The organism is Streptomyces sp. NPDC003327 (assembly GCF_053589515.1).
Genome location: NZ_JBSFSA010000050.1, coordinates 20,928 through 43,254 on the forward strand (window position 1 = coordinate 20,928; position 22,327 = coordinate 43,254).

The 22,327-nt window shown below is 72.6% G+C and carries 20 protein-coding genes, 1 tRNA gene, 2 pseudogenes and 1 riboswitch; of the genes and pseudogenes, 12 read left to right on the plus strand and 11 right to left on the minus strand.

Annotation, left to right across the window (positions count from 1 at the left end; all coding sequences use genetic code 11):
• Positions 1 to 175 precede the first annotated feature (175 nt).
• On the plus strand, positions 176 to 1,009 hold the full coding sequence (locus ACWDVG_RS27550) for a Yip1 family protein (RefSeq protein ID WP_451702973.1): 834 nt from the start codon (positions 176 to 178) through the stop codon (positions 1,007 to 1,009).
• Positions 1,010 to 1,070: 61 nt separating this feature from the next.
• On the opposite strand, the gene ACWDVG_RS27555 is transcribed toward ACWDVG_RS27550, so the two are convergent.
• Positions 1,071 to 1,568: a phosphoribosyltransferase gene (locus ACWDVG_RS27555; protein ID WP_451702976.1), complete on the minus strand. Its 498-nt coding sequence runs from the start codon at positions 1,566 to 1,568 to the stop codon at positions 1,071 to 1,073.
• A gap of 13 nt (positions 1,569 to 1,581) precedes the next feature.
• Positions 1,582 to 2,157: a dCTP deaminase gene (gene dcd / locus ACWDVG_RS27560; RefSeq protein ID WP_451702979.1), complete on the minus strand. Its 576-nt coding sequence runs from the start codon at positions 2,155 to 2,157 to the stop codon at positions 1,582 to 1,584.
• Positions 2,158 to 2,563: 406 nt separating this feature from the next.
• Between dcd and ACWDVG_RS27565 the strand changes: the two genes are divergently transcribed.
• From ACWDVG_RS27565 to ACWDVG_RS27575, 3 genes and pseudogenes are all read left to right on the plus strand, one after another.
• A tRNA-Gly gene (locus tag ACWDVG_RS27565) sits at positions 2,564 to 2,634 on the plus strand.
• A 185-nt stretch (positions 2,635 to 2,819) separates the two neighbouring features.
• Positions 2,820 to 3,166: pseudogene (locus tag ACWDVG_RS27570) on the plus strand (transcriptional regulator).
• Positions 3,163 to 3,833 (plus strand): annotated as a pseudogene (locus tag ACWDVG_RS27575) (nucleotidyl transferase AbiEii/AbiGii toxin family protein). Before ACWDVG_RS27570 ends, ACWDVG_RS27575 begins: the two co-directional pseudogenes overlap by 4 nt.
• Positions 3,834 to 4,105: 272 nt before the next feature.
• On the opposite strand, the gene ACWDVG_RS27580 reads toward ACWDVG_RS27575, so the two are convergent.
• Positions 4,106 to 4,318 (minus strand): DUF4287 domain-containing protein, encoded by a 213-nt coding sequence (locus tag ACWDVG_RS27580; RefSeq protein ID WP_451702982.1) that lies wholly within the window; start codon positions 4,316 to 4,318, stop codon positions 4,106 to 4,108.
• Positions 4,319 to 4,787: 469 nt separating this feature from the next.
• Here ACWDVG_RS27580 and ACWDVG_RS27585 point away from each other — a divergent pair, with 469 nt between their 5' ends.
• From ACWDVG_RS27585 to ACWDVG_RS27600, 4 genes are all read left to right on the plus strand, one after another.
• Positions 4,788 to 4,991, plus strand: a complete 204-nt coding sequence (locus ACWDVG_RS27585; RefSeq protein ID WP_190223980.1) for a cold-shock protein — start codon at positions 4,788 to 4,790, stop codon at positions 4,989 to 4,991.
• A gap of 196 nt (positions 4,992 to 5,187) precedes the next feature.
• Positions 5,188 to 6,627: a DEAD/DEAH box helicase gene (locus ACWDVG_RS27590; RefSeq protein WP_451702985.1), complete on the plus strand. Its 1,440-nt coding sequence runs from the start codon at positions 5,188 to 5,190 to the stop codon at positions 6,625 to 6,627.
• A gap of 197 nt (positions 6,628 to 6,824) precedes the next feature.
• On the plus strand, positions 6,825 to 7,037 hold the full coding sequence (locus ACWDVG_RS27595; RefSeq protein WP_451703015.1) for a hypothetical protein: 213 nt from the start codon (positions 6,825 to 6,827) through the stop codon (positions 7,035 to 7,037).
• Positions 7,038 to 7,094: 57 nt separating this feature from the next.
• Positions 7,095 to 7,403 carry an SCO5918 family protein gene (locus ACWDVG_RS27600; protein ID WP_451702987.1) on the plus strand — a complete coding sequence of 103 codons (309 nt, stop codon included), beginning with the start codon at positions 7,095 to 7,097 and terminating at the stop codon, positions 7,401 to 7,403.
• A 64-nt stretch (positions 7,404 to 7,467) separates the two neighbouring features.
• On the opposite strand, the gene ACWDVG_RS27605 is transcribed toward ACWDVG_RS27600, so the two are convergent.
• Positions 7,468 to 7,830: a hypothetical protein gene (locus ACWDVG_RS27605; RefSeq protein ID WP_451702990.1), complete on the minus strand. Its 363-nt coding sequence runs from the start codon at positions 7,828 to 7,830 to the stop codon at positions 7,468 to 7,470.
• 672 nt (positions 7,831 to 8,502) lie between these two features.
• Here ACWDVG_RS27605 and ACWDVG_RS27610 point away from each other — a divergent pair.
• A complete protein-coding gene (locus ACWDVG_RS27610) occupies positions 8,503 to 8,841 on the plus strand; it encodes a MerR family transcriptional regulator (protein WP_451702992.1) in 339 nt (112 codons plus the stop codon).
• A gap of 13 nt (positions 8,842 to 8,854) precedes the next feature.
• On the opposite strand, the gene ACWDVG_RS27615 is transcribed toward ACWDVG_RS27610, so the two are convergent.
• From ACWDVG_RS27615 to ACWDVG_RS27640, 6 genes are all read right to left on the minus strand, one after another.
• Positions 8,855 to 9,427, minus strand: a complete 573-nt coding sequence (locus tag ACWDVG_RS27615) for a dihydrofolate reductase family protein (protein ID WP_451702995.1) — start codon at positions 9,425 to 9,427, stop codon at positions 8,855 to 8,857.
• Between the two features lie 205 nt (positions 9,428 to 9,632).
• The gene (gene metG / locus ACWDVG_RS27620; RefSeq protein WP_451702997.1) at positions 9,633 to 11,366 is read right to left on the minus strand and encodes a methionine--tRNA ligase; all 1,734 of its coding nucleotides are present in this window, start codon (positions 11,364 to 11,366) and stop codon (positions 9,633 to 9,635) included.
• 94 nt (positions 11,367 to 11,460) lie between these two features.
• Complete coding sequence (locus ACWDVG_RS27625) at positions 11,461 to 12,942, minus strand: hypothetical protein (protein WP_451702999.1); 1,482 nt, start codon at positions 12,940 to 12,942, stop codon at positions 11,461 to 11,463.
• A gap of 135 nt (positions 12,943 to 13,077) precedes the next feature.
• A complete protein-coding gene (locus ACWDVG_RS27630) occupies positions 13,078 to 13,434 on the minus strand; it encodes a GntR family transcriptional regulator (protein ID WP_451703001.1) in 357 nt (118 codons plus the stop codon).
• A 2-nt stretch (positions 13,435 to 13,436) separates the two neighbouring features.
• Positions 13,437 to 14,393 carry a DUF1648 domain-containing protein gene (locus ACWDVG_RS27635; protein WP_451703002.1) on the minus strand — a complete coding sequence of 319 codons (957 nt, stop codon included), beginning with the start codon at positions 14,391 to 14,393 and terminating at the stop codon, positions 13,437 to 13,439.
• A gap of 85 nt (positions 14,394 to 14,478) precedes the next feature.
• Positions 14,479 to 14,919 (minus strand): MarR family winged helix-turn-helix transcriptional regulator, encoded by a 441-nt coding sequence (locus ACWDVG_RS27640; RefSeq protein WP_451703004.1) that lies wholly within the window; start codon positions 14,917 to 14,919, stop codon positions 14,479 to 14,481.
• Positions 14,920 to 15,011: 92 nt separating this feature from the next.
• On the opposite strand from ACWDVG_RS27640, the gene ACWDVG_RS27645 reads away from it, so the two are divergent.
• Both ACWDVG_RS27645 and ACWDVG_RS27650 read left to right on the plus strand, forming a co-directional pair.
• The gene (locus ACWDVG_RS27645) at positions 15,012 to 15,359 is read left to right on the plus strand and encodes a DoxX family protein (protein WP_451703005.1); all 348 of its coding nucleotides are present in this window, start codon (positions 15,012 to 15,014) and stop codon (positions 15,357 to 15,359) included.
• 104 nt (positions 15,360 to 15,463) lie between these two features.
• Complete coding sequence (locus ACWDVG_RS27650) at positions 15,464 to 17,068, plus strand: ABC-F family ATP-binding cassette domain-containing protein (RefSeq protein WP_451703007.1); 1,605 nt, start codon at positions 15,464 to 15,466, stop codon at positions 17,066 to 17,068.
• Between the two features lie 15 nt (positions 17,069 to 17,083).
• On the opposite strand, the gene cobN is transcribed toward ACWDVG_RS27650, so the two are convergent.
• Positions 17,084 to 20,710, minus strand: a complete 3,627-nt coding sequence (gene cobN, locus ACWDVG_RS27655; protein WP_451703009.1) for a cobaltochelatase subunit CobN — start codon at positions 20,708 to 20,710, stop codon at positions 17,084 to 17,086.
• 59 nt (positions 20,711 to 20,769) lie between these two features.
• Positions 20,770 to 20,848: riboswitch (cobalamin riboswitch) on the minus strand.
• Between the two features lie 127 nt (positions 20,849 to 20,975).
• Here cobN and ACWDVG_RS27660 point away from each other — a divergent pair.
• Positions 20,976 to 22,327 (plus strand): cobalamin biosynthesis protein CobG (locus ACWDVG_RS27660; protein ID WP_451703010.1); only part of this gene is annotated, 1,352 nt, incomplete at its 3' end.

Consider the following 22,327-nt stretch of genomic DNA (forward strand, 5'->3'; position numbering starts at 1 on the left):
GCTCGTACGCCGCTCGTACGACGAGGAGGGCCGCACCGCGCGCGTCGCGCGGTGCGGCCCTCCGGGTTTCCGGGGACCTTTCGGGGGCGCTCGTCCCACCTCGGGAACCCCTAGGGGATGTCACAGGTCAGCGGCAAAGGAGCCGCCCCACAGCGGAAGCGGGTACGTTCGTGACGTGGCTGGATTCAGGAACGGACGCGGCCGGGACAACCGCACCCCGCAGCAGCATCAACCGCAGCACCCGCGGCAGGCGCCGTACGGGCACCAGGCGGCCCCGCCGCCGTACCCGCAGCAGCAGTGGCAACACCAGCCACCGCAGCAGCAGTACGGCCAGCCGGAGTACTTCGGCGACCCACATCAGCAGCAGCACGCGGCGGCGAACAATCCGGGCCACACCCAGATGTTCAGCGTCGACGACCCGTACGGGCAGCCGGGGACGTACCAGGCCGCCGCACCCGTACCCACGGGCCCGCGGCTGCACTGGAAGGCGCTCCTCGGCGGCATCGTGCTGCGCCCCGCCGACACCTTCCTCCGGATGCGCGACCACGCCGTGTGGGGCCCCGCGCTGATCGTCACCTTCCTCTACGGGCTCCTCGCGATCTTCGGCTTCGACCAGGCGCGCGAAGAGGCGATCAACGCGACCCTGTCGACGGCGATCCCGTACGTCCTGATGACCGGCGTCGGCTTCGTGCTCGGCGGCCTCATCCTCGGCGCCGTCACCCACACCCTGGCGCGCCAGCTCGGCGGCGACGGGGCCTGGCAGCCGACCGTCGGCCTCTCCATGCTGATCATGTCGATCACGGACGCCCCCCGGCTCGTCTTCGCGCTCTTCCTGGGCGGCGAGAACGGCCTCGTCCAGATCGTCGGCTGGCTGACCTGGCTGGCGGCGGGCGCGCTCCTCACGATCATGGTGAGCCGCTCCCACGACCTCCCCTGGCCGAAGGCGCTGGGCGCCTCGGCGATCCAGCTCGTGGCGCTGCTGAGCCTGATCAAGCTCGGCACGCTGTAGACCGCACGGAAAGGGGCCCCACCGCAGCCGGTGGGGCCCCTTTCCCGTCCGCGCGTACGCGTCAGGCGTCGAGGACCTGACCCTCGCGCTTCACGACGGGAGGCTCGACCGACCAGGGGAAGTTGATCCACTCGTCGGTCTTCTTCCACACGTACTCGCACTTCACGAGGGAGTGCGACTTCTCGTAGATCACGGCGGAGCGGACCTCGGCGACGTGGTCGATGCAGAAGTCGTGGACCAGCTTGAGCGTCTTGCCGGTGTCGGCGACGTCGTCGGTGATCAGGACCTTCTTGTCGGAGAAGTCGATCGCGTCCGGGACCGGCGCCAGCATGACCGGCATCTCCAGCGTCGTGCCCACGCCGGTGTAGAACTCCACGTTCACCAGGTGGATGTTCTTGCAGTCGAGGGCGTACGCCAGGCCGCCGGCGACGAAGACGCCGCCGCGGGCGATCGAGAGCACGACGTCCGGCTCGTAGCCGTCGTCGGCGATGGTCTGCGCCAGCTCGCGCACGGCCCGGCCGAAGCCCTCGTACGTCAGGTTCTCGCGTACCTCACTCATGTCCGCTACCGCCTCACACCTGGGTCCGATGGAAGTTCAGGTACGAGCGGGAGGCCGTCGGCCCCCGCTGGCCCTGGTACCGCGAGCCGTACCGCTCGCTCCCGTACGGGAACTCCGCGGGCGAGCTCAGCCGGAACATGCAGAGCTGACCGATCTTCATCCCCGGCCAGAGCTTGATCGGCAGGGTGGCGAGGTTCGACAGCTCCAGCGTCACGTGCCCGGAGAAGCCGGGGTCGATGAAACCGGCGGTCGAGTGCGTGACGAGCCCGAGCCGCCCCAGGGAACTCTTCCCCTCCAGGCGGGACGCGATGTCGTCCGGCAGGGTGATGACCTCGTACGTCGAGGCGAGCACGAACTCGCCCGGGTGCAAAATGAACGCCTCGTCGCCCTCCGGCTCCACCTCGCGCGTCAGGTCGTGCTGCTCGACGGCGGGGTCGATGTGCGGGTGGCGGTGGTTCTCGAACACCCGGAAGAAGCGGTCGAGCCGCACGTCGATGCTCGAGGGCTGCACCATGGATTCGTCGTACGGGTCGATGCGCACCCGACCGGAATCGATCTCGGCCCGGATGTCCTTGTCTGAGAGAAGCACGCCCCCACGATACGCAGGGGGCGCGGACCTCCCGCAATCGGGAGAGCCCGCGCCCCACCGGCCCTCAGCGCTGCGGCAACGCCTCCACCGGCACCGCGTGCCGCAGCCGCGCACACCGCGGACACCGAATGAGCCGCCCGGGCCCGATCCGCGCGGCACCGAGCTGCTGCAGCGGGAACGAGGCGGTACTGAACACGTGCCCCTCGGCACAACGGACGACGGTGCGCTCCATCGGACCCATCAAGTCCCTTCCCCTACACACGTGGTGGACGAGACAGCCACATTAGGGGATCAACGGGACACCCTCCACGAGACTCTCCGCGCCGCGACGGCGGCGCGAGCTTCGCCTCACGTGGCATATGGGGTACAGTGTGCAACGATGCGGCACGGATCACCCGGCCGCTGTGCGGATGTAGTTTAATGGTAGAACATGAGCTTCCCAAGCTTATAGCGCGGGTTCGATTCCCGTCATCCGCTCTTCTCACGAAGCCCCAGGTCAGCGACCTGGGGCTTGTTTGTTGGCAGACGGGTGTGGCTGCTCGCACGCCCTTCAGTCCCGCAAGAAGGGGCATGCGGCGGGCACGAGCCCCTGCATCGTCTCGCCGGGGGTTCCCTGTGCCGGAATCACGGGCCGCCTCGCCCTCCTGCGGAATAATCAAGGCATGGCAGCCACGCCCAGCGTTCCCGAGCTCCGCCGCACCAGATTCACCCGGCGGCTTCCTGCCGAGCTCTCGGAGCTCGCCGGCCCCGCCCACGGCCACGTCGACCTCCGCTGCACCTGGCCTGGTCCGGCCTGTCTCGCTTCGACCTCGCCCAGCCCCGATTGCGGATGAGCTGTTATCGGATCGTCCTGGCCGAAGGACAGCACGACGACCTGGTCCACTACCTGAACCGGGAGCTGCTCGTCACCATGTGGCCTGTCCTGCGCACCCTGATCAGCCGGGACATCCGTGATGTCTGGGAGAACGCTTTCGCCGAACTGACCCCCGACGCTCAGGCTGCTGCGTGAATCTCACGGAACTGCACCGGCGGTCCTCGCGGATGTCCTCGCCGTGGGCGACGTCTACCCGCTCGTGCTCACGGGTGGCTACGCCGTCCAGGCGCACGGACTGGTCAACCGGCTCAGCAAGGACCTCGATGTCGCCACCGAGAACCCGGAGCCGATGGAGAAGATCGTCGCCACCGTGCGCGCCGGGCTGGAACAACGCGGTTGGCACGTGCGGGGGTTGGAAACCGACCCGCTGTCCGCCCGTCTGATCGTCGCCGACGCCGCCACCGGCGAGGAGTGCGAGGTCGACGTCCTCAAGGAAGCACTCTGGCGTCCGCCTGTGAAGACTCGGCACGGCTTGGTGCTGTCTCTGGAGGACGTGGTCGGCACGAAGGTTCGCGCGCCGGCAGACCGGGGCCTGGCGCGTGACCTGATCGACGTCCGAGCGGCAGCCGATCGCTGGAGTCACATCGACCTCGAAGAGCTCGGCCGCCGCCACGCCCGTGACAGCTTCGACCTCTCCGACCTACAGGCCCGGCTCGCCGGGGCGGACTGGATCGACGACACCGAATTCGCCGCGTATGGACTCGACGACCACCAGACCATCGAGCTGCGCCAGTGGGCTCAGGAGTGGGCCGATGACATCGCCGAGAGACTCCAGGAAGCGGCCGGCCCGCCCGACGACTGATCACCGGCAACCAAGCACGGCCAGCAAGCACCGCGTCTGCGAGGAAGCCGGCCGTGACCCACCCGTGCCCTTCAGGGCCCCGCCCGGACAGGTCACCGAGACCAGGGCCTGGCTCAGCGCCGCCGACATGGCCGGGGGCGCGTGCGGAGCAGCCCTGTTCGCGCACCTTCCCGCGGAGCGGGGAAGCCCGACGGCGCTCGTCCTCGTTCCCGTGCTGGTCGTGGCGGCCTGTGCGGCCGGTCGGGGCCTCCGGGCCGGGCTTCCCCTCCCGGTCAGCGACCGCCGCCCTCGGCGAGGGTGTGGGCGACCAGGGCGTTGGCGTGGCCGTGGCCCAGGCCGTGTTCGGTCTTGAGCCAGGCGACCAGCTCCATGTGCTTCGTCAGCGGGGAAGTGCGGATGAGGTCCTTCCACTCGGCGACCGGGCGACCGTACTTCTTCTCGATGGAGGGGAAGTAGCCGGCAGGGCCCTTCACCGCGTCGGCCATGGGGTGTCTCCGTTCTGTGCGGTCCGTCCGTCTCACCGCCTCGACGCGGTGGGGTCGTTCGTACGACTGACGGCGAGGAGCGAAGTCATCGGCTCCGCCGGTGTGTCCTGAGTCACGCGGGCGGCGCCACCGCCGGGCGGTCCGCTTGTTGACGTCTCTCCCCTCGCGGCGACCGTCCACCTGCCCGCCGGTGCCCCGCCTCGCGCTCCGTGCCGCTGAGCGCCCACCGCCGGAGAGGAAATTCTGTGTTCGCGGTCCGAGGTTTTTCACGGCATCGCGGAGAGGCTTTTTGACGGCGACACTCCGGGTCAAATATTCGATGCGCACGGGCTGTTCGCACGTGCTACTGTCGAATCAGTTGCAGTTTTGGTACCCGAAAATTCCGGTCATTTTCCCGGCGGGGCATCATCGCGGCGACACGGCATCCGTACAGTGCGGATGCCGCTGCACTGCCCCAAGGAGATATGACATGGCTGCTGGTACCGTGAAGTGGTTCAACGCGGAAAAGGGCTTCGGCTTCATCGAGCAGGACGGTGGCGGCCCCGACGTGTTCGCCCACTACTCGAACATCGCCACCCAGGGCTTCCGCGAGCTCCAGGAGGGCCAGAAGGTCTCCTTCGACATCGCGCAGGGCCAGAAGGGCCCGACGGCCGAGAACATCGTTCCCGCCTGACGTCGCGCGCACGCAGCTGGGGCCCGCATCCTTCGGGGTGCGGGCCCCAGCTGCATTCTCCTTTCGGGTTTCCACGGGCGTTCGCATCGCCGGGGTTTCCCTGTTTCGCATTCCCTTCGGCTCGTGCCTGTGATTCCCCGCGCCCCTCTTCCGCTGCGGAATTCCCCGATACGCGCCGCGTCAAGGAAGGTTCTGAATGAACCCCACACGCACGAACGGCCGTACCTCCCGCACCCGGCGCCAGGGCGGCCACCCCGCGAGCCGGTCGGGCGGACGCGGCGGGCGCCCCGTCGCCGTACAGGGAGAGTTCGCCCTGCCGAAGACGATCACCCCGGCGCTGCCCGCCGTCGAGGACTTCGCCGACCTGGCGCTCGACCGGCGTCTCCTGGCCGCGCTCACCGTGCAGGGCGTGTCCGTCCCGTTCCCCATCCAGGGCGCGACGCTGCCGAACTCACTGGCGGGCCGTGACGTCCTCGGCCGCGGCCGGACCGGCTCCGGCAAGACCCTCGCCTTCGGCCTGGCCCTGCTGGCCCGTACCGCCGGGCAGCTCGCCGAGCCCCGTCAGCCGCTCGCGCTGGTGCTGGTCCCCACCCGGGAGCTCGCCCAGCAGGTCACGGACGCCCTCACCCCGTACGCCCGCGCCGTGAAGCTGCGCCTGGCCACCGTCGTCGGCGGCATGCCGATCGGCCGGCAGGCGAACGCGCTGCGCAGCGGCGTCGAGGTCGTCGTGGCCACCCCCGGGCGGCTCAAGGACCTGATCGAGCGCGGCGACTGCCGGCTGAACCAGGTCGCCGTCACCGTCCTGGACGAGGCCGACCAGATGGCCGACATGGGCTTCATGCCCCAGGTCACCGCGCTGCTGAACCAGGTCAGGCCCGAGGGGCAGCGGATGCTGTTCTCCGCGACCCTGGACCGCAACGTCGACCTCCTGGTCCGCCGCTACCTCACCGACCCCGTCGTCCACTCCGTGGACCCCTCCCGGGGCGCGGTGACGACGATGGAGCACCACGTCCTGCACGTGCAGGGCACCGACAAGCAGCGGCTGACCACCGAGATCGCGGCGCGCGACGGGCGGGTGATCATGTTCCTGGACACCAAGCACGCCGTGGACCGGCTCACCCAGGACCTCCTCGGCAGCGGCGTGCGGGCCGCGGCCCTGCACGGCGGGAAGACGCAGCCGCAGCGCGCCCGCACCCTGGCCTGGTTCAAGACCGGGCACGTCACCGTGCTGGTCGCCACGAACGTCGCGGCCCGCGGCATCCACGTCGACCACCTCGACCTCGTCGTCAACGTGGACCCGCCGACCGACCACAAGGACTACCTGCACCGCGGCGGCCGTACCGCCCGGGCCGGCGAGTCGGGCAGCGTCGTCACCCTCGTCACCGCCGGGCAGCGGCGCGACATGACCCGCCTCATGACGGCGGCCGGCATCGTGCCCGTCACCACCCAGGTCCGCTCCGGCGAGGACGCCCTCGTCCGGATCACCGGCGCGCGGAACCCCTCGGGCATTCCGGTGACGATCACCGCGCCGCCCTCGGAGCGGCGGGGGCGCGGCACGTCCTCCCGCGGGCGGCGCGCTCCGGCGTCGGCGGCGCGGCGCGCCCTCGCGCGGCGTACCGCCGACACGGCGGCCTGACCGCGCGTCGCGTGCTCCGGAAGCCGACCCATCTCCTCAGGAGGCCCTTCGTGACACCGGTCCAGACGCAGTCCCTCGCCACGCAGTCCCTCACGGCACAGCTCTTCCCGACGCTGTCCCGCCCACCGCGACCCCGCACCCCCCACCCGGCGCCGGCCGCCGCCCCGGACGCGGCGGGACCGCAGGTCTGCGACGACATGACCGTGGAGGTGGCCCTGGCCGTGATGGCCGGAGCCCGCAGCGGTCACCTGCTCGTCTGTGACCAGGACGACCAGTGCACCGGCCTGGTCACCCGGGCCCAGCTCACCACGGTCCGCGACGGCCCCGCCTACACGGACCGGCTCCGGCTGCGCGACCTCTCCGACGACGGCACCACCGGCGCGCCCGCGCCGACCCTCGTCCGCGCGTGAACCGCCCGCCCCGGCGGGACCGTCCCCTTCCTCTCCCTCTCTCCCCTGTGAGGCATCGTGCGCTGTGTCATCGCCCGCTTCCCCTTCGACCTGACGAAGAGCGGCGTCCTGGAGTCCATGAAGGGCGTCAAGCCCGAGGAGATCACCGGCGAGTCCGTGACCATCGGGCGCCGCACCTACCCCGTCAAGCAGGTGGGGCAGGTCATCACCCGTCAGGACCGCCGCGACTTCACCGCCGGTGAGGTCGTCCGCGCCATGACCAAGCTCGGGTTCACCTGTCACGGCGTTCCCGTGAGCACCGCGCCCGACCACGGCGTCGAGGCCCTCCGACAGGCCTCCGCGGCGCTCGGCGCCCCCGCGGCCTGACCCTGGTCCTGGCAGTCGAGAGGGCCCGACCGGCATCCGCCGGCCGGGCCCTCTCGCGTATCGGTCAGTGGTCGGAGTAGGTGACGTCGCCCATCGTCCAGGCGCTGATGTCCGCGATCGAGACGCGGTACATCCCGCCCGTCTCGGGGATGCCCACCGTGCCCTGGAGGATCCGCGCCATGTGGAAGTGCAGGTGGGTGGGCGGCTCGTCCTCGCGCGCGCGGGGGGCGGCGAAGACGGCGGAGAACTCGCCCAGGCGGGCGGAGTCCGCGAGGACCTCCGACACCCGCTGCCTCCACACCGCTTCGGGCGCCAACCGACCTGTGATGACCGCGCCCCCGGTAACGACGGTCAGGGACATCTGGTTGCTCTGCCCGGACTCGACCAGGCCGGCGACGTCAACGAGCAGCTCGTCAATCTTCGACATGGAAACCGATCCTACGGGTACGCCGCACGGCCGTGGAGGCCCCGGCGTGAGCTGTGCCGTCGGACCCCCTCCCCTCGCCCTTCCTGCCGCCCGCCCGGATCTGCTCACCCGGGACACGAAAATCTATGCTCGCCGGAGTAGACATTGGATGGTCGCAGGGTTATGGTTTTTTCGTACCCAGAGAGAGAATCGGCCTCGCAGAGACGAACTGCGGGCAGCAGTACAGCTGGTGGCAGTACAGCCAGTGGTAGTGAGCAGGACGGTACGGCGGCGGAGCTTCGAAGCCAGGGATCGCGCAGAACGGCGACGAAGCTGGCCGCCGGACCGGGAGGCCCGCGGTGATCAGGGGCCTCCACGAGCGGGACCGCGGTCATGGCGAAAGCGGTCCCGCGCGAGCTTCGAGGCAGTACCCCTGGGAGAACGGAGGAACGCAGCGCCATCAGGGATCGCCCGGACGGAAGTCGAGAGTCCGGGTACCGCAGGACATCGACAGTGAGGTGGTCTCCGGTCAGGCACACGCGATCCCCGCACCCCGACGGCAATCAGGTCGGGTAGGCGGACACAGAAGGCCGGCGCGTCATCGGGGCCGGCAGGTGGTGTAGTAGTTCCTTCAGGGCCCTGGTGCCAGTACCGGCACCAGGGCCCCTCTATGCGTGTCACGGAGAGGTGCAAATGACAGCAGACGACTCGTACGACCGTCTCGACGACGACGACTACCCCGCCTACACCATGGGCAGGGCCGCCGAGATGATCGGCACCACCCAGGGCTTCCTCCGCGCCATCGGCGAGGCCCGTCTGATCACCCCGCTGCGCTCCGAGGGCGGCCACCGCCGCTACTCCCGCTACCAGCTGCGCATCGCCGCCCGCGCCCGCGAACTCGTCGACCAGGGCACCCCCATCGAGGCCGCCTGCCGCATCATCGTCCTCGAGGACCAGCTCGAAGAGGCCCAGCGCATCAACGCCGAGTACCGGCGTGCGGCGGCCGAGCCGAAGCCCACCTCCCAGGACTGACCCTCGGCGGACGTCAGCGGACGACGTCGAAGACGTTCTTCTGCAGACCGTTGGCGTAGGCCTCGTGCTCGACCAGCTTCAGCTTCTGGACGTCCTTGTCGGTGGTGCTGAACAGGCGCTTCCCCGCGCCGAGCAGGAGCGGGAAGACCAGGAGGTGGTAGCGGTCGATCAGGCCGGCGTCCGACAGGGCGTGGTTCAGGGAGGCGCTGCCGTGGACGATGACCGGGCCGCCCTCGGTCTCCTTCAGGGCGGCTACCTCCTCGACCGAGCGCAGGATCGTCGTGGGGCCCCAGTTGTCGACCAGGTCGTCCTCGGTCAGCGTGGTGGAGACGACGTACTTCGGCATTCCGTTGTACTCGGCGAACTCCGCCATGTCCGGCCAGACGGGGCTGAACGCCTGGTAGCTGGTGCGGCCCAGGAGGAGCGCCGTGGACTCCTTCTGCTCCCGGTCCTTGATCTCGAACGCCTCGGGCAGGAACTCCGTGTGCTTGAACGTCCAGCCGGAGTTGCGGTAGCCGGGCTCGCCGCCCGGGGCCTCCACGACGCCGTCGAGCGAGATGAAGGCGGTGCTGATCAGGGTGCGCATGTCAGGTCCTCGGGTCGGTCCGTCGTTCGGGTTCTGCCTTCTCTGACCGACGATCATGCCGAAACTCATCGCCGTCCGCCGTCCGCCGTCCGCCGTCCTCCTCCTCGGAGTGGCGGCGGGGAGGGGGGAACGGCGAGGGGCCGGGGACCCGTGCGGGTCCCCGGCCCCTCGGGCGTCAGGTGAGGCCGATCAGGTGGTCACCCGATCAGGAGGCCGCGCCGCCGAAGCGCTCGCGGTAGGACTCCATGTCCTCCTCGGTGATCTTGGCGAAGAGGACCGGCGGGACCGTGAAGGGGGTGCCGGCCGGGACGGTGTCCAGCGCCTTGGCCTGCTCGGCCGTGACCCACGCCGCCGTGTCGTCGGCCAGGGCGAACGCCCCGCGCATGGCGGCGGCCGAGGCCGGGATGAAGGGCTCGGAGACGACCGCGTACAGGTGGATGAGGTTCATCGCCGTGCGCAGGGTCAGCGCGGCGCCCTCCTGGTCGGTCTTGATCTCCAGCCAGGGCGCCTTCTCCTCCAGGTACGAGTTGCCCGCGGACCACAGCGCGCGCAGCGCGGCGGCGGCCTTGCGGAACTGGAGGGCCTCCATGTGCTCCTCGTACTCGGTCAGCAGGCTGGCGATCTCCTCGCCCAGCTTCGCCTCCGCCTCCCCGGCGGCGTGACCGGCCGGGACCTCGTCACCGAAGCGCTTGCGCGAGAAGGACAGGACGCGGTTGACGAAGTTGCCGAGGGTGTCGGCGAGGTCCTTGTTCACCGTGGCGGTGAAGTGCTCCCACGTGAAGGAGGAGTCGTCGGACTCGGGCGCGTTGGCGATGAGGAAGTAGCGCCAGTAGTCGGCCGGCAGGAGGGAGAGGGCGGTGTCGGTGAAGACGCCGCGCTTCTGCGAGGTGGAGAACTTGCCGCCGTAGTACGTCAGCCAGTTGAAGCCCTTGACGACGTCGACCTTCTTCCACGGCTCGCGCACGCCGAGCTCGGTGGCGGGGAACATCACCGTGTGGAACGGGACGTTGTCCTTGGCCATGAACTGGGTGTAGCGGACGGTGTCGTCGGCCTCGTACCACCACGACTTCCAGTCGCGGACCTCGCCGTCGGCGGCGTCCGCCGGGGCGGCGTCGGCCCACTCCTTGGTGGCGGCGATGTACTCGATGGGGGCGTCGAACCAGACGTAGAAGACCTTGCCCTCGGCGGCGAGCTCCGGCCAGGTGTCGGCCGGCACCGGCACGCCCCAGTCCAGGTCACGGGTGATGGCGCGGTCGTTCAGGCCCTCGGTCAGCCACTTGCGGGCGATGGAGGTGGACAGGTGCGGCCACTCGCCGCTGACGCGCGCGATCCACTCCTCGACCTCGTGCTGGAGCTTGGACTGGAGGAGGAAGAGGTGCTTGGTCTCGCGCACCTCCAGGTCCGTGGAGCCGCTGATCGCCGAGCGCGGGTCGATCAGGTCCGTGGGGTCGAGGACGCGGGTGCAGTTCTCGCACTGGTCGCCGCGGGCCTTGTCGTAACCGCAGTGGGGGCACGTGCCCTCGACGTACCGGTCGGGCAGGAAGCGACCGTCGACCGGCGAGTACACCTGGCGGATGGCCCGCTCCTCGATGAACCCGTTCTCGTGGAGCCTGCGCGCGAAGTGCTGCGTGATCTCCGCGTTCTGCGGCGAGGAGCTGCGGCCGAAGTGGTCGAAGGCCAGCTCGAAGCCGTCGTACACGGCCTTCTGCGCGTCGTGGGCCTGCGCGCAGAACTCGGCGACCGTCAGACCGGCCTCCTTGGCGGCCAGCTCGGCGGGGGTGCCGTGCTCGTCGGTGGCGCAGATGTAGAGGACGTCGTGACCGCGCTGGCGGAGGTACCGGGAGTACACGTCCGCCGGGAGCATCGACCCGACCATGTTGCCCAGGTGCTTGATCCCGTTGATATAGGGAAGTGCGCTGGTGACAAGGTGTCGAGCCATCCTGGGATGCTCCATTCCAGTGGGGTGCGATGCCGTGGTCGTTCCGACAGCAGGCTTGAATTCTATGGGCACGGGGGCCCGGCCTGTCGTTCGGTTATCGCCCGCGGGCGGGGGCCCCGCTCTCCTCCTCGGCACCGGCCGCCCCGGCCGGCTCCGCCGGTTCCGCCGGTTCCGCCGCCAGGAAGTCGGTCACCGCGAGCGCGCACAGCAGGGCGAGCGCCAGGCCCACCACCACCCAGCCCGTGGGGTGGGGCCACAGGACGTACGCCACGGCCGCCGCCGCCACCAGGAGCCAGACGATCCAGGTGCGCCGGCGGCGGACGAACGGGCCCACCGGTCCGGTGCGCAGGCCCGCGCGGTCGGCGAAGGAGCGGGCGGCGGTGATGCCCGCGCGCCACAGGCCGCGGACGAGGACGGCGGGGCGGCTCCGGCCGGTGAGCCAGGCGGCGAGGGCGACCAGGACGCCGAGGCAGGCGACGACCCGCACCGAGGTGCGCAGATAGCGGATCAGCGTGTCGTAGACGGCTCCGGCGGCGGCCGGGGAGACCCCGGCGGGCAGGGCGTTCAGATAGACCGTACGGAAGACGGTGAGCGCGATGCCGAGGAGGAGCGCCGCCACGGCGAAGCCGAGCGCCCCGGCGACCAGGGCGCGGCGGCGGCGCACGGCGAGCAGCACCCCGGCGGCGAGGCAGAGCACGGCGATCACGGGGAGCCAGGAGCCCATCGCCTGGAGCAGGGCGAAGCCGGTCCTGACCTTGCCGATGTCGTCGGAGCGCAGGACGGTGAAGTCGGTGTGGATCTCGGGGATGTTCCCGGCGACGGTGAGGCCGGAGTCGACGAGCCGCTCCTTGACGCGTTCGACGACCGGCGCGAGGTCGATGGTGACGGTGTCGGCGCCGATCTTCACCGCCCCGTCCTCGTCGCCGGTCAGGGCCCGGTCGAGGGAGGTGTGGACGAGCCGGTTGGCGTCGGTCCACACGGTCTCGAAGGCCGGGGAGGCGACGACGTCCCGCGCGCGGTCGTGCACGAAGCTGCCGACCGCGTCCTCCAGGGAGCCGCCGAGCTTGCCCAGGGCCTTCTCCACGAGGGGCCGCTGGTCGGGGGCGACGCCCTGGAGAAGGGTGGCGAGGTCGATGTGGTCCATGACGGCGTCGGTGACGCGGGTGGCGACGGCGGCCTGGACGTCGGGGTCGGAGGCGAGCGGGGCGACCGTCCGTACGTAGCGGTCGGTGTCGCCGACGATGTCCGCCGTCCAGGCGGCGACGAGGCCGAGCGGGGCGAGGACGCAGCCGAGGACGATCAGCAGCGCCGAGAAGAAGGAGCGCACCCGGTGGCGGGGCGGGCGCGCGCTCCCCTCACCCGCTTCGAGCGCGGCGACCCGGGCCCGGAGCACGGCGAGTTCGTCACCATCGTCGGGAGCGGCCGGGGCGGCCGGGGCGTGGGGTGCGCCTGGTGTGTGCGAGGCAGCCGAGGCACCCGAGGTGTCCGGGGCATGTGACGCGTCCGGGGCACCTGACGCGTCCGGGGCACCTGACGCGTCCGAGGCACCTGAGGCGTCCGAGGCACCCGTGGCCATGAACCCCACCTCTCCTAGAGGGACAGATCGGGGCAATTCTTCGACGAACGGGCGCCCCTGTCGCTCCGGGCGAGGCAACGGTGGGACGCGGGGGCCTTTTGCGGGGGTTCTGGGGCCCTCGGGGGCCTTCGGGGCTCAGTCCAGGCTCGTACGGGCCAGGTCGAGGAACTCCGAGTCGGTGAGGCCCAGGGCGCGCGCGGCGGCCGCCGCCTCGCGCAGGCGCGCGACCAGGCGGGCGCGGTCGGGGGCGGCCGCGCCGGGGACGATGACGGCGCCCCGGCCGCGGCGGAGTTCGATCAGGCCCTCCTCGCGCAGCCGCTGGTAGCCGCGCAGGACGGTGTGGACGTTGACGCCCAGGGAGTCGGCCAGCTCCCGGGCGGCGGGGAGGCGCTCGCCGGGGGCGGCGGTGCCGTCGGCGAGGGCTCCGCGGACGCAGGCGGCGATCTGGTCGCCGAGGGGCGCGGAGGAGGACGGGTCGACCCGGAAGAGCACAGTCAGACCTTCCCAGGGCGGGCGGCGAGCGTGTTGAGCAGGGCGGCGGCGGTCCGCGCGTCCGGCACGGTGACGGCGAACTCGCGGCCGCTCCGGCGCCGTACGACGAGGGCCTCGCCCGCGCGGAGCACCACGCCCGTGCGGTGGGCCCGGACCCGGTAGCCCCACCCGCCGAAGTCGGCGACCGGCCGGACGTCGTCGACGCGGGCGGCGCCGACGTCGTCGAGCGGCACCCGGACGCGGGGCCTGGGCGCGAGCGCGGAGCGGACGGTGAGGCCGCGCCGGTCGACGGTGACCCGGACCCGGGCGAGGGCGAGGCCGGGCACCGCGACGGCCAGGGCGAGCAGGGCGAGCGGCCAGGGCGCGAGGAGCAGGACGGCCGGGACGGCGGCGAGGAGGACGGCCGCGAGCGCGGTCAGGGGCCGGGAGCCGGTGGCGCGGCTCCAGCCGGCGACCTCGCTCGGCCCGAGCGGCAGGCGCGGCCCGACGGAAGGCGCCCCTGGCGTCTCCTGGAGCGGTGCCTCGTGGGGTGTCTCCGCCGGTACGAGCAGGGACAGGCCGGCGCCGACGAGGGCGCCGAGGGCCGCGGCGGCGGCCGCGGGGGCGAGGTCGGCGAGCGGGGAGACGACGCGGGCCGCGTCGGCGGCGTCGAGGTTGGCCCTCAGGAGCAGGCAGAGCAGGCCGCCGAGGAAGCCCGCGGTGGCCCAGGCGCCCCAGAGGGAGGAGCGCCGGACGAGGAGCGTCCAGCCGGCGCCGAGGAGGAGGAAGAGGGCGGTGGCGAGCAGGGCGTGGAGGGCGCGTGGGGTGAAGCCGTTCGCCGTGCCGTCCGCGCCGAAGTGGGTGGCGAGCGGATCGGGGAGACGGGCGGCCCACAGGGCGAGCAGCAGCGTGTGGGCGGCGAGGGCGAGGACGAAGGGGAGCGCGGTGAGCGCTCGGAGACGGCGTGGGGGCTGGTGCATGAAGACCTCCCTTGTTCGTCTCACCCTAGAACAACTTGTTCGCCTTGCGCTAGAACAACCAGGCGGGCTTGGGGCACCGAATGGGCTAATCGCCGCACTCGTGGGCGGCGGGGTCCACGACGACGCGGTTCAACAGGGCCCGCAGCAGGGCCTGTTCGGCTTCGGTGAGGTCACCGAAGAGCTCGCGCTCGGCCGCACCGACCGCCGCGTCGATCCGGTCGAGGACCGCCGTGCCGGCGTCGGTGATCTCGACGATGTGCCGTCGGCGGTCGGCCGGGTCACGGCGTCGTTCGGCGAGTCCGGCGGACTCCAACTCGTTCAGGATGGCGACGAGTTGGCTGGGGTCGAGTTCCATGGCCGTGGCCAGCTCGCGCTGGCTCATGGGGGCGGGGGCGAGCTGCATCAGGGTCATGGCGTGGCGCGGGTGGAGCCCGGCGACGGCCAGGGCGGCGCGGATGCGGGCGCCGGTGAGCTCTCCGCGGAAGGAGAGGAGGAATCCGAGGCGGTCGGTCGGTTGGGCTGCCATGTCGTCCACCGTAGCAGCGGCCCTATTGTGGATCTCGGAAAATCGTTGATACTCTTCAACGGTTGCCGTCCTCATACCGTTGGAGCACCACCATGTTCATCGCCTACGCCGTCGTCGGCGTCCTGCTCGCGTTCGCCCTCTCGGCCTCCGCCTTCCTGACCTTCACCCGGAACCCGCAGATCACGGAGAGCATGACGAAGCTGGGGGTGCCTTCGTCCTGGCTCCCCTGGCTGGCAGCGGCGAAGGCGGCGGGCGCGATCGGCCTGCTGGCGGGGCTCGCCGTCCCGGCCATCGGCGCCGCAGCGGCGGTCGGCGTGGTCCTCTACTTCCTGGGCGCGCTCGTCAGCCACCTGCGGGCCAAGGACTACGCCGTCGCCCCGGTGGTCGTCCTGGCGCTGCTCGCGGCGGCGGCGCTGGTCCTGCGCATAGCCTCCGCCTGATCACCGCACCAGACGAGACGTATCGTCTTGTCAACTTCTCCTCCATGTCGTACGGTCATCGAAACGAGACGGAACGTCTCGCGCCATCGACCGGGAGGTCGCCCTTGTTCCGTGCCCAACTCACCGAGGTCAGCAAGCGCTACGACGACCGGTACGTCCACCACAGGACGGTGCTCGACCGCGTCACCCTCACCGTCCGCCCCGGCGAGCGCCTCGGCGTCGTCGGCGACAACGGGTCGGGGAAGTCCACCCTCCTCCGGCTCCTCGCCGGCCTCGACACCGCCGACAGCGGGACCGTGGCCGTCGACGCCCCCGGCGGCCTCGGTCACCTCGCCCAGACCCTCGACCTTCCCGCGGCCGCGACCGTCGGCGACGCCGTCGACCACGCGCTCGCGGAGATCCGGGAGCTGGAGCGGGCGATCCGGGCGGCCGAGACGGCCCTCGCCGGCACCGGTGACCTCGCCGGATACGCGGACCTGCTCGCCGCCCACGAGGCACGGGGCGGCGCCGGGGCGGACCGGCGGGTCGAGACCGTCCTGCGGCGGCTCGGCGAACCCCGCCCGCTGGACCGGGCCCGCCCGCTGGGCACCCTCTCCGGCGGACAGCGGTCCCGGCTCGCCCTCGCCGCCGTCCTCGCCGCCGAGCCCGAACTGCTGCTGCTCGACGAACCGACCAACGACCTCGACGACGAGGCCGTGGCCTGGCTGGAGGAGCGGCTGCGCGGGCACCGGGGCACGGTCGTGGCCGTCTCCCACGACCGGGTCTTCCTCGAACGCGTCACCACCGCCGTCCTGGAGGTGGACGAGGACCGGCACACCGTCCGGCGGTACGGCAACGGCTACGCGGGATACCTGGCGGGCCGGGCCGCCGAACGGGCCCGCAGGGCCCGGGAGCACGAGGAGTGGAAGGCCGAACTGGCCCGCACGACGGCCCTCGCCGACGCCGGGATCGACCGCCTCTCGGCGATCCCGCGCAAGGCACCGGCCGCGTTCAGCGGGGCGGGCGCCTTCCGGGCCCGGTCCCGGGCGCACGGAGCGATGAGCCGCATCCGCACCGCCCGCGAGCGGCTCGCCCGGCTCACCGCCCACCCCGTGCCGGCACCGCCGGAGCCGCTGCGGTTCCGCGCGCGACTCACCGGCGAGGCCGCGTCCGTGGACGTCACCGGGGTGCGGGTGGACGGCCGGCTCCGACTCGACGCCCTCCACCTCGACCCGGGCGAGCGGCTCCTGGTCACCGGGCCCAACGGCGCGGGCAAGAGCACCCTCCTCCGGGTCCTGACGGGCGAACTCGCCCCGGACACGGGCACGGTGAACGTACCGGCCCGGGTCGGGCTGCTCCGCCAGGACACGGCCCCACCCCACGACCCCCGTACGGTGGGCGAGGCCTTCGGAGAGGGCCGCGAGGACGAACTGCTCGCCCTCGGGCTCTTCGCCGCCCGGGATCTGGCGACCCCGGTACGGCAGCTTTCGACGGGCCAGCGCCGCAAACTGGAACTGGCCCGGCTGGTGACCTCACCGGCCGACCTGCTCCTCCTGGACGAGCCGACCAACCACCTGGCCCCCGGCCTGGTGGAGGAGATCGAGGCCGCGCTCGCGTCCTACCCGGGCACGCTGGTCGTGGTCAGCCACGACCGCCGCCTGCGGGCAGGCTTCCGGGGCCGCCGCCTCGACCTGGCACCGGCCCCGGTTCCCGTCACGGCCCCGTCCTGATCGGAAAGAGGCGGCCTAGTCGTCGGAGGAACCCTCCAGGTCGCCCTCCGTCTCCAGGAAGACCTGGCGCAGGGCGGCCAGGGTCTCCGCGTCCGGCTTCTCCCACATGCCGCGCGACTCGGCCTCCAGGAGCCGTTCCGCGATGCCGTGCAGGGCCCAGGGGTTGGCCTCCTTCAGGAAGGCCTGGTTCTCCGGGTCGAGGACGTACTCCTGCGTCAGCTTGTCGTACATCCAGTCGGCGACCACGCCCGTCGTCGCGTCGTACCCGAAGAGGTAGTCGACGGTCGCCGCCAGCTCGAACGCGCCCTTGTAGCCGTGGCGGCGCATCGCCTCGATCCAGCGCGGGTTCACCACGCGGGCGCGGAAGACGCGGGAGGTCTCCTCGACGAGCGTGCGCGTGCGGACGGTCTCGGGGCGGGTCGAGTCGCCGATGTACGCCTCGGGGGCCGTGCCCTTCAGCGCGCGGACGGTCGCCACCATGCCGCCGTGGTACTGGAAGTAGTCGTCGGAGTCGGCGATGTCGTGCTCGCGCGTGTCCGTGTTCTTCGCCGCGACCGCGATCCGCTTGTACGCGGTCTCCATCTCGGCGCGCGCCAAGCGGCCTTCGAGCCCGCGCCCGTACGCGTAACCGCCCCACACCGTGTACACCTCGGCGAGGTCGGCGTCCGTCCGCCAGTCGCGCGAGTCGATCAGCTGGAGGATGCCCGCGCCGTACGTGCCCGGCCGCGAGCCGAAGATGCGGGTCGTGGCGCGCCGCTCGTCGCCGTGCTCGGCGAGGTCGGCCTGCGCGTGCGCCCGTACGTAGTTGTCCTCGGCGGACTCGTCCAGGGCGGCCACCAGCCGGACGGCGTCGTCGAGGAGGCCGATGACGTGCGGGAACGCGTCCCGGAAAAAGCCCGAGATGCGCAGCGTCACGTCGATGCGCGGGCGGCCCAGCTCGGCGAGCGGGATCGGCTCCAGGCCGTTCACCCGGCGGGACGCCTCGTCCCAGAGCGGCCGGACGCCGAGCAGCGCGAGCGCCTCGGCCACGTCGTCGCCGGCGGTCCGCATCGCGCTCGTCCCCCACAGGGAGAGGCCCACGGACGTCGGCCAGGTGCCGTTGTCGGTGCGGTAGCGCTCCAGGAGCGAGTCGGCGAGCGCCTGGCCGGTCTCCCAGGCGAGCCGCGACGGCACGGCCTTCGGGTCGACCGAGTAGAAGTTCCGGCCGGTCGGCAGGACGTTGACGAGTCCGCGCAGCGGCGAACCGGAAGGGCCCGCCGGGACGAAGCCGCCGTTGAGGGCGTGCACGGCGTGGGCGAGTTCGTCGGTGGTGGCGGCGAGCCGCGGCACGACCTGCTCGCACGCGAACCGCAGGACGGCGTGCACCTCGGGGCCGTACGCGGCGGCCACGGACGCGACCGCGTCCACCGACCAGTCCGCCGCCTCCATCGCCTCGACAAGCGCGCGGGCCTTCTCCTCCGCCTCGTCGGCGGTGGTGCGGGTCGCGGCCGACTCGTCCAGGCCGAGCGCCTCGCGCAGACCCGGCAGCGCCTGCGTGCCGCCCCAGATCTGGCGGGCGCGCAGGATCGAGAGGACCAGGTTGACCCGGGCCGCGCCGGTCGGCGCGCCACCGAGGACGTGCAGACCGTCCCTGATCTGGGCGTCCTTGACCTCACACAGCCAGCCGTCGACGTGCAGGAGGAAGTCGTCGAAGCCGTCGTCCTCGGGGCGCTCCTCCATGCCGAGGTCGTGGTCGAGCTTGGCGGCCTGGATCAGCGTCCAGATCTGGGCGCGGATCGCGGGCAGCTTCGCCGGGTCCATGGAGCTGATCTGCGCGTACTCGTCGAGGAGCTGCTCCAGGCGCGCGATGTCGCCGTACGAGTCGGCGCGGGCCATCGGCGGCACGAGGTGGTCGACGAGCGTCGCGTGGACGCGCCGCTTGGCCTGGGTGCCCTCGCCCGGGTCGTTGACGAGGAACGGGTAGACGAGCGGCAGGTCGCCGAGGGCCGCGTCGGGGCCGCAGGCGGCGGAGAGACCGGCGTTCTTGCCGGGCAGCCACTCCAGGTTGCCGTGCTTGCCGAGGTGCACCATGGCGTCGGCGCCGAAGCCGCCGTCCTCGGCGCGCGCGGCGATCCAGCGGTAGGCGGCCAGGTAGTGGTGGGACGGCGGGAGATCGGGGTCGTGGTAGATCGCGATCGGGTTCTCGCCGAAGCCGCGCGGCGGCTGGATGAGGACCAGCAGGTTCCCGCGGCGCAGCGCGGCGAGGACGATGTCGCCCTCCGGGTTCCGCGACCGGTCGAGGAACATCTCGCCGGGCGCCGGGCCCCAGTGCTCCTCCACCTGCTCGCGCAGCTCCGCGGGCAGCTCGGCGTACCAGCGCTTGTAGTCGGCGGCCGGGATGCGGACCGGGTTCTTCGCCAGCTGCTCCTCGGTGAGCCAGTCCTGGTCGTGGCCGCCGGCCTCGATGAGGGCGTAGATCAGCTCGTCGCCGTCGCCGGAGACCAGGCCCGGCAGCTCCTCGGCCGGGCCGAAGTCGTACCCCTCCTCGCGGAGGCGGCGGAGCAGGGCGACGGCGGAGGCGGGGGTGTCGAGGCCGACCGCGTTGCCGATCCGGGAGTGCTTCGTCGGGTACGCGGAGAGGACGAGCGCCAGCTTCTTCTCGGCGTTCGGGATGTGGCGCAGCCGGGCGTGCCGGACGGCGATCCCGGCGACGCGGGCGGCGCGCTCGGCGTCGGCGACGTACGCGGGCAGGCCGTCGGCGTCGATCTCCTTGAAGGAGAACGGGACGGTGATGAGGCGGCCGTCGAACTCGGGGACGGCGATCTGGTTCGCCGCGTCCAGCGGCGACAGGCCCTCGTCGTTCTCCTCCCAGGCGGAGCGCGAGCCGGTCAGGCACAGCGCCTGCAGGATCGGTACGTCGAGGGCGGCGAGCGCGCCCGCGTCCCAGGCCTCCTCGTCACCGCCCGCCTGCGCCTCGGCCGGCTTGGTGCCGCCCGCCGCGAGCACGGTGGTGACGATCGCGTCCGCCGTACGGAGGGTGTCGAGCAGCTCCGGTTCCGGGGCGCGCAGCGACGCCACGTACAGCGGCAGCGGCCGTCCGCCGGCGGCCTCGATCGCGTCGCAGAGCGAGCCGACGAAGGCGGTGTTGCCGCTCATGTGGTGGGCGCGGTAGTAGAGCACGGCGACGGTCGGGCCGCTGGCGTTCCCGGGCGCGGCGGTCCGCTCCAGCGGGCCCCAGGTGGGGGCGGCGGCCGGGGCCTCGAAGCCGTGGCCGGTGAGCAGGACCGTGTCGGAGAGGAAGCGGGCCAGCTGCTCCAGGTTGGCGGGGCCGCCGTGCGCCAGGTAGGCGTGCGCCTCGGTGGCGACGCCGACCGGGACGGTGGAGGCCTCCATGAGCTGGGCGTCCGGGGCCTGTTCGCCGCTGAGCACGACGACGGGCTTGCCGGCGGCGAGGACCGCGTCCAGGCCGTCCTGCCAGGAGCGCAGGCCGCCGAGGAGGCGGACGACGACGAGGTCGGCGCCGTCGAGGAGGCCGGGGAGTTCGGCGAGCGGGAGCCGGGCGGGGTTGGCGAAGCGGTACTCGACCGGGCCGTCGGGCGCGGCGGCGTTCGCCGCACGGGCGCTGAGCAGGTCGGTGTCGGAGTGCGACAGCAGCAGGAGCATGGCGAGCTCAGGCCCTTCCTCGGGGTGGTCCGCGCCCCGGGTGGTCGTGTGGACGGCGGGAGTTCCTGGCTCACCCGTCCCGTTTCAGGTCGGGGCTCACAGTGGCGGGACCGCGCCGGATTCACACCGGGCTTCCTCCCCGGGGCCCTGGGACCCCATGCCGGTCTGCATCCTAGATCGTGCCGCCGCCGGGCCGGAGGGCCCCGGCAGAGTCGACCGGATCACACCCGGTGGCCGGCCGTGCCCCGTGGGTATGCTCGCCGCCATGCCGCCCACCCCACCCCCACCGCCCGAACCGGGCGAACCTCGCATACGGGACCGTGGCGACGCCTGCCCCGGGGCGCTGCGCCTGCACCCCGCCGACGACGGCCGCCTGGCCCGACTCCGCCTGCCCGGGGGTCGCCTGACGGCTCATCAGGCGGTTGTCCTGGCCGGGGCGGCGGAGACCCTGGGCGACGGGCGCGTCAGCATCACCTCGCGCGGCAACGCGGAGCTGCGCGGTCTCGGCGAGGGCTGCGGGGCGGAGCTGGCCGCGCTCCTCGACGGGGCGGGCCTGCTGCCCTCCCCCACGCACGAGCGCGTCCGCAACATCGTGGCCTCCCCGGCCGCCGGCCTCGACGGAAACGGCCACGCCGACGTGCAGTTGTGGGCCCGCGACCTGGACGCCCTGCTCTGCGCGGACCCGCGCGCGGCTGCCCTCTCCGGCCGTTTCCTCTTCGCCCTCGACGACGGCCGCGCGGACGTCGCCGCCCTCGGCGCGGATGTGACCTTGATCGCAGTCCCCGCGGCGACGGGGGTGGCCGAAAGCAGTGGGTCGTCGACGGGCGTCGGGGGGACGGCGGCGGCCGGGGGCGGGGGCACCGGGCCCGGCGCCGAGGCGGAGTCGCCGGCCGAGGCCGAGGCCGCCGGACCCGCGCGCGAGGCCGGGGCGGCGGCCGTCTCCGGCCGGGCTGCCGCCGAGGCCGGGGGGTCAGCCCAGGCCGGGGGGGCAGCCCAGGCCGGGGTGGCAGCCGAGGCTGGGCCGTCGACCGAAGCCGCATCCGCCGCTTCCGCGAGCGAGGCCGGGGCGGCGGCCGTCTCCGGCCGGGCTGCCGCCGAGGCCGGCGGGTCAGCCCGGGCCGGGGGGGCAGCCCAGGCCGGGCCGCCGACCGAGGCCGCATCCGCCGCTTCCGCGAGCGAGGCCGGGGTGACAGCCCAGGCCGGGGTGACAGCCGAGGCTGGGCCGCCGACCGAGGCCGCATCCGCCGGACCGGTCGAGGCGCCCGGCGCCGACGCGGCGGCCGCGCCGACCGGCGGGGCCCGGCCCGTGTGCGACGCGTTGCTGCGCGTCGGGGCGCAGGTGTTCCGGGTTTCCGGGGAGGACGCCGCGCGGGCCGCGGTCGTCGCCGCCCTCGCCTTCCTGGACGCCGCACGGGTCGCCGGGAACGGCGCCTGGCGCGTCCGTGAACTCCCCGAGGGGCACCCCCTCGACCTGGCCGGCGCGCTCGCCCGCGCCGGGGTCGCGGCGGAGCCCGTACGGGAATCGACCGGGACATCGACCGTGACCGAGCACCTCGGCGCGGGCGCCGTGCCGGGGCCCAACCCCGGCCCCCCCCCCCGCAACGGCAACGGCCCCCC

Bases quoted from the DNA above. Each gene is read 5' to 3' on its own strand.
- ACWDVG_RS27555 (WP_451702976.1), bottom strand. From the start codon at position 1,568: ATGAGTGAGGTACGCGAGAACCTGACGTACGAGGGCTTCGGCCGGGCC.
- ACWDVG_RS27580 (WP_451702982.1), bottom strand. From the start codon at position 4,318: ATGGCCGACGCGGTGAAGGGCCCTGCCGGCTACTTCCCCTCCATCGAG.
- ACWDVG_RS27585 (WP_190223980.1), top strand. From the start codon at position 4,788: ATGGCTGCTGGTACCGTGAAGTGGTTCAACGCGGAAAAGGGCTTCGGC.
- ACWDVG_RS27590 (WP_451702985.1), top strand. From the start codon at position 5,188: ATGAACCCCACACGCACGAACGGCCGTACCTCCCGCACCCGGCGCCAG.
- ACWDVG_RS27595 (WP_451703015.1), top strand. From the start codon at position 6,825: ATGACCGTGGAGGTGGCCCTGGCCGTGATGGCCGGAGCCCGCAGCGGT.
- ACWDVG_RS27605 (WP_451702990.1), bottom strand. From the start codon at position 7,830: ATGTCGAAGATTGACGAGCTGCTCGTTGACGTCGCCGGCCTGGTCGAG.
- ACWDVG_RS27610 (WP_451702992.1), top strand. From the start codon at position 8,503: ATGACAGCAGACGACTCGTACGACCGTCTCGACGACGACGACTACCCC.
- ACWDVG_RS27615 (WP_451702995.1), bottom strand. From the start codon at position 9,427: ATGCGCACCCTGATCAGCACCGCCTTCATCTCGCTCGACGGCGTCGTG.
- metG (WP_451702997.1), bottom strand. From the start codon at position 11,366: ATGGCTCGACACCTTGTCACCAGCGCACTTCCCTATATCAACGGGATC.
- ACWDVG_RS27625 (WP_451702999.1), bottom strand. From the start codon at position 12,942: ATGGCCACGGGTGCCTCGGACGCCTCAGGTGCCTCGGACGCGTCAGGT.
- ACWDVG_RS27635 (WP_451703002.1), bottom strand. From the start codon at position 14,393: ATGCACCAGCCCCCACGCCGTCTCCGAGCGCTCACCGCGCTCCCCTTC.
- ACWDVG_RS27640 (WP_451703004.1), bottom strand. From the start codon at position 14,919: ATGGCAGCCCAACCGACCGACCGCCTCGGATTCCTCCTCTCCTTCCGC.
- ACWDVG_RS27645 (WP_451703005.1), top strand. From the start codon at position 15,012: ATGTTCATCGCCTACGCCGTCGTCGGCGTCCTGCTCGCGTTCGCCCTC.
- cobN (WP_451703009.1), bottom strand. From the start codon at position 20,710: ATGCTCCTGCTGCTGTCGCACTCCGACACCGACCTGCTCAGCGCCCGT.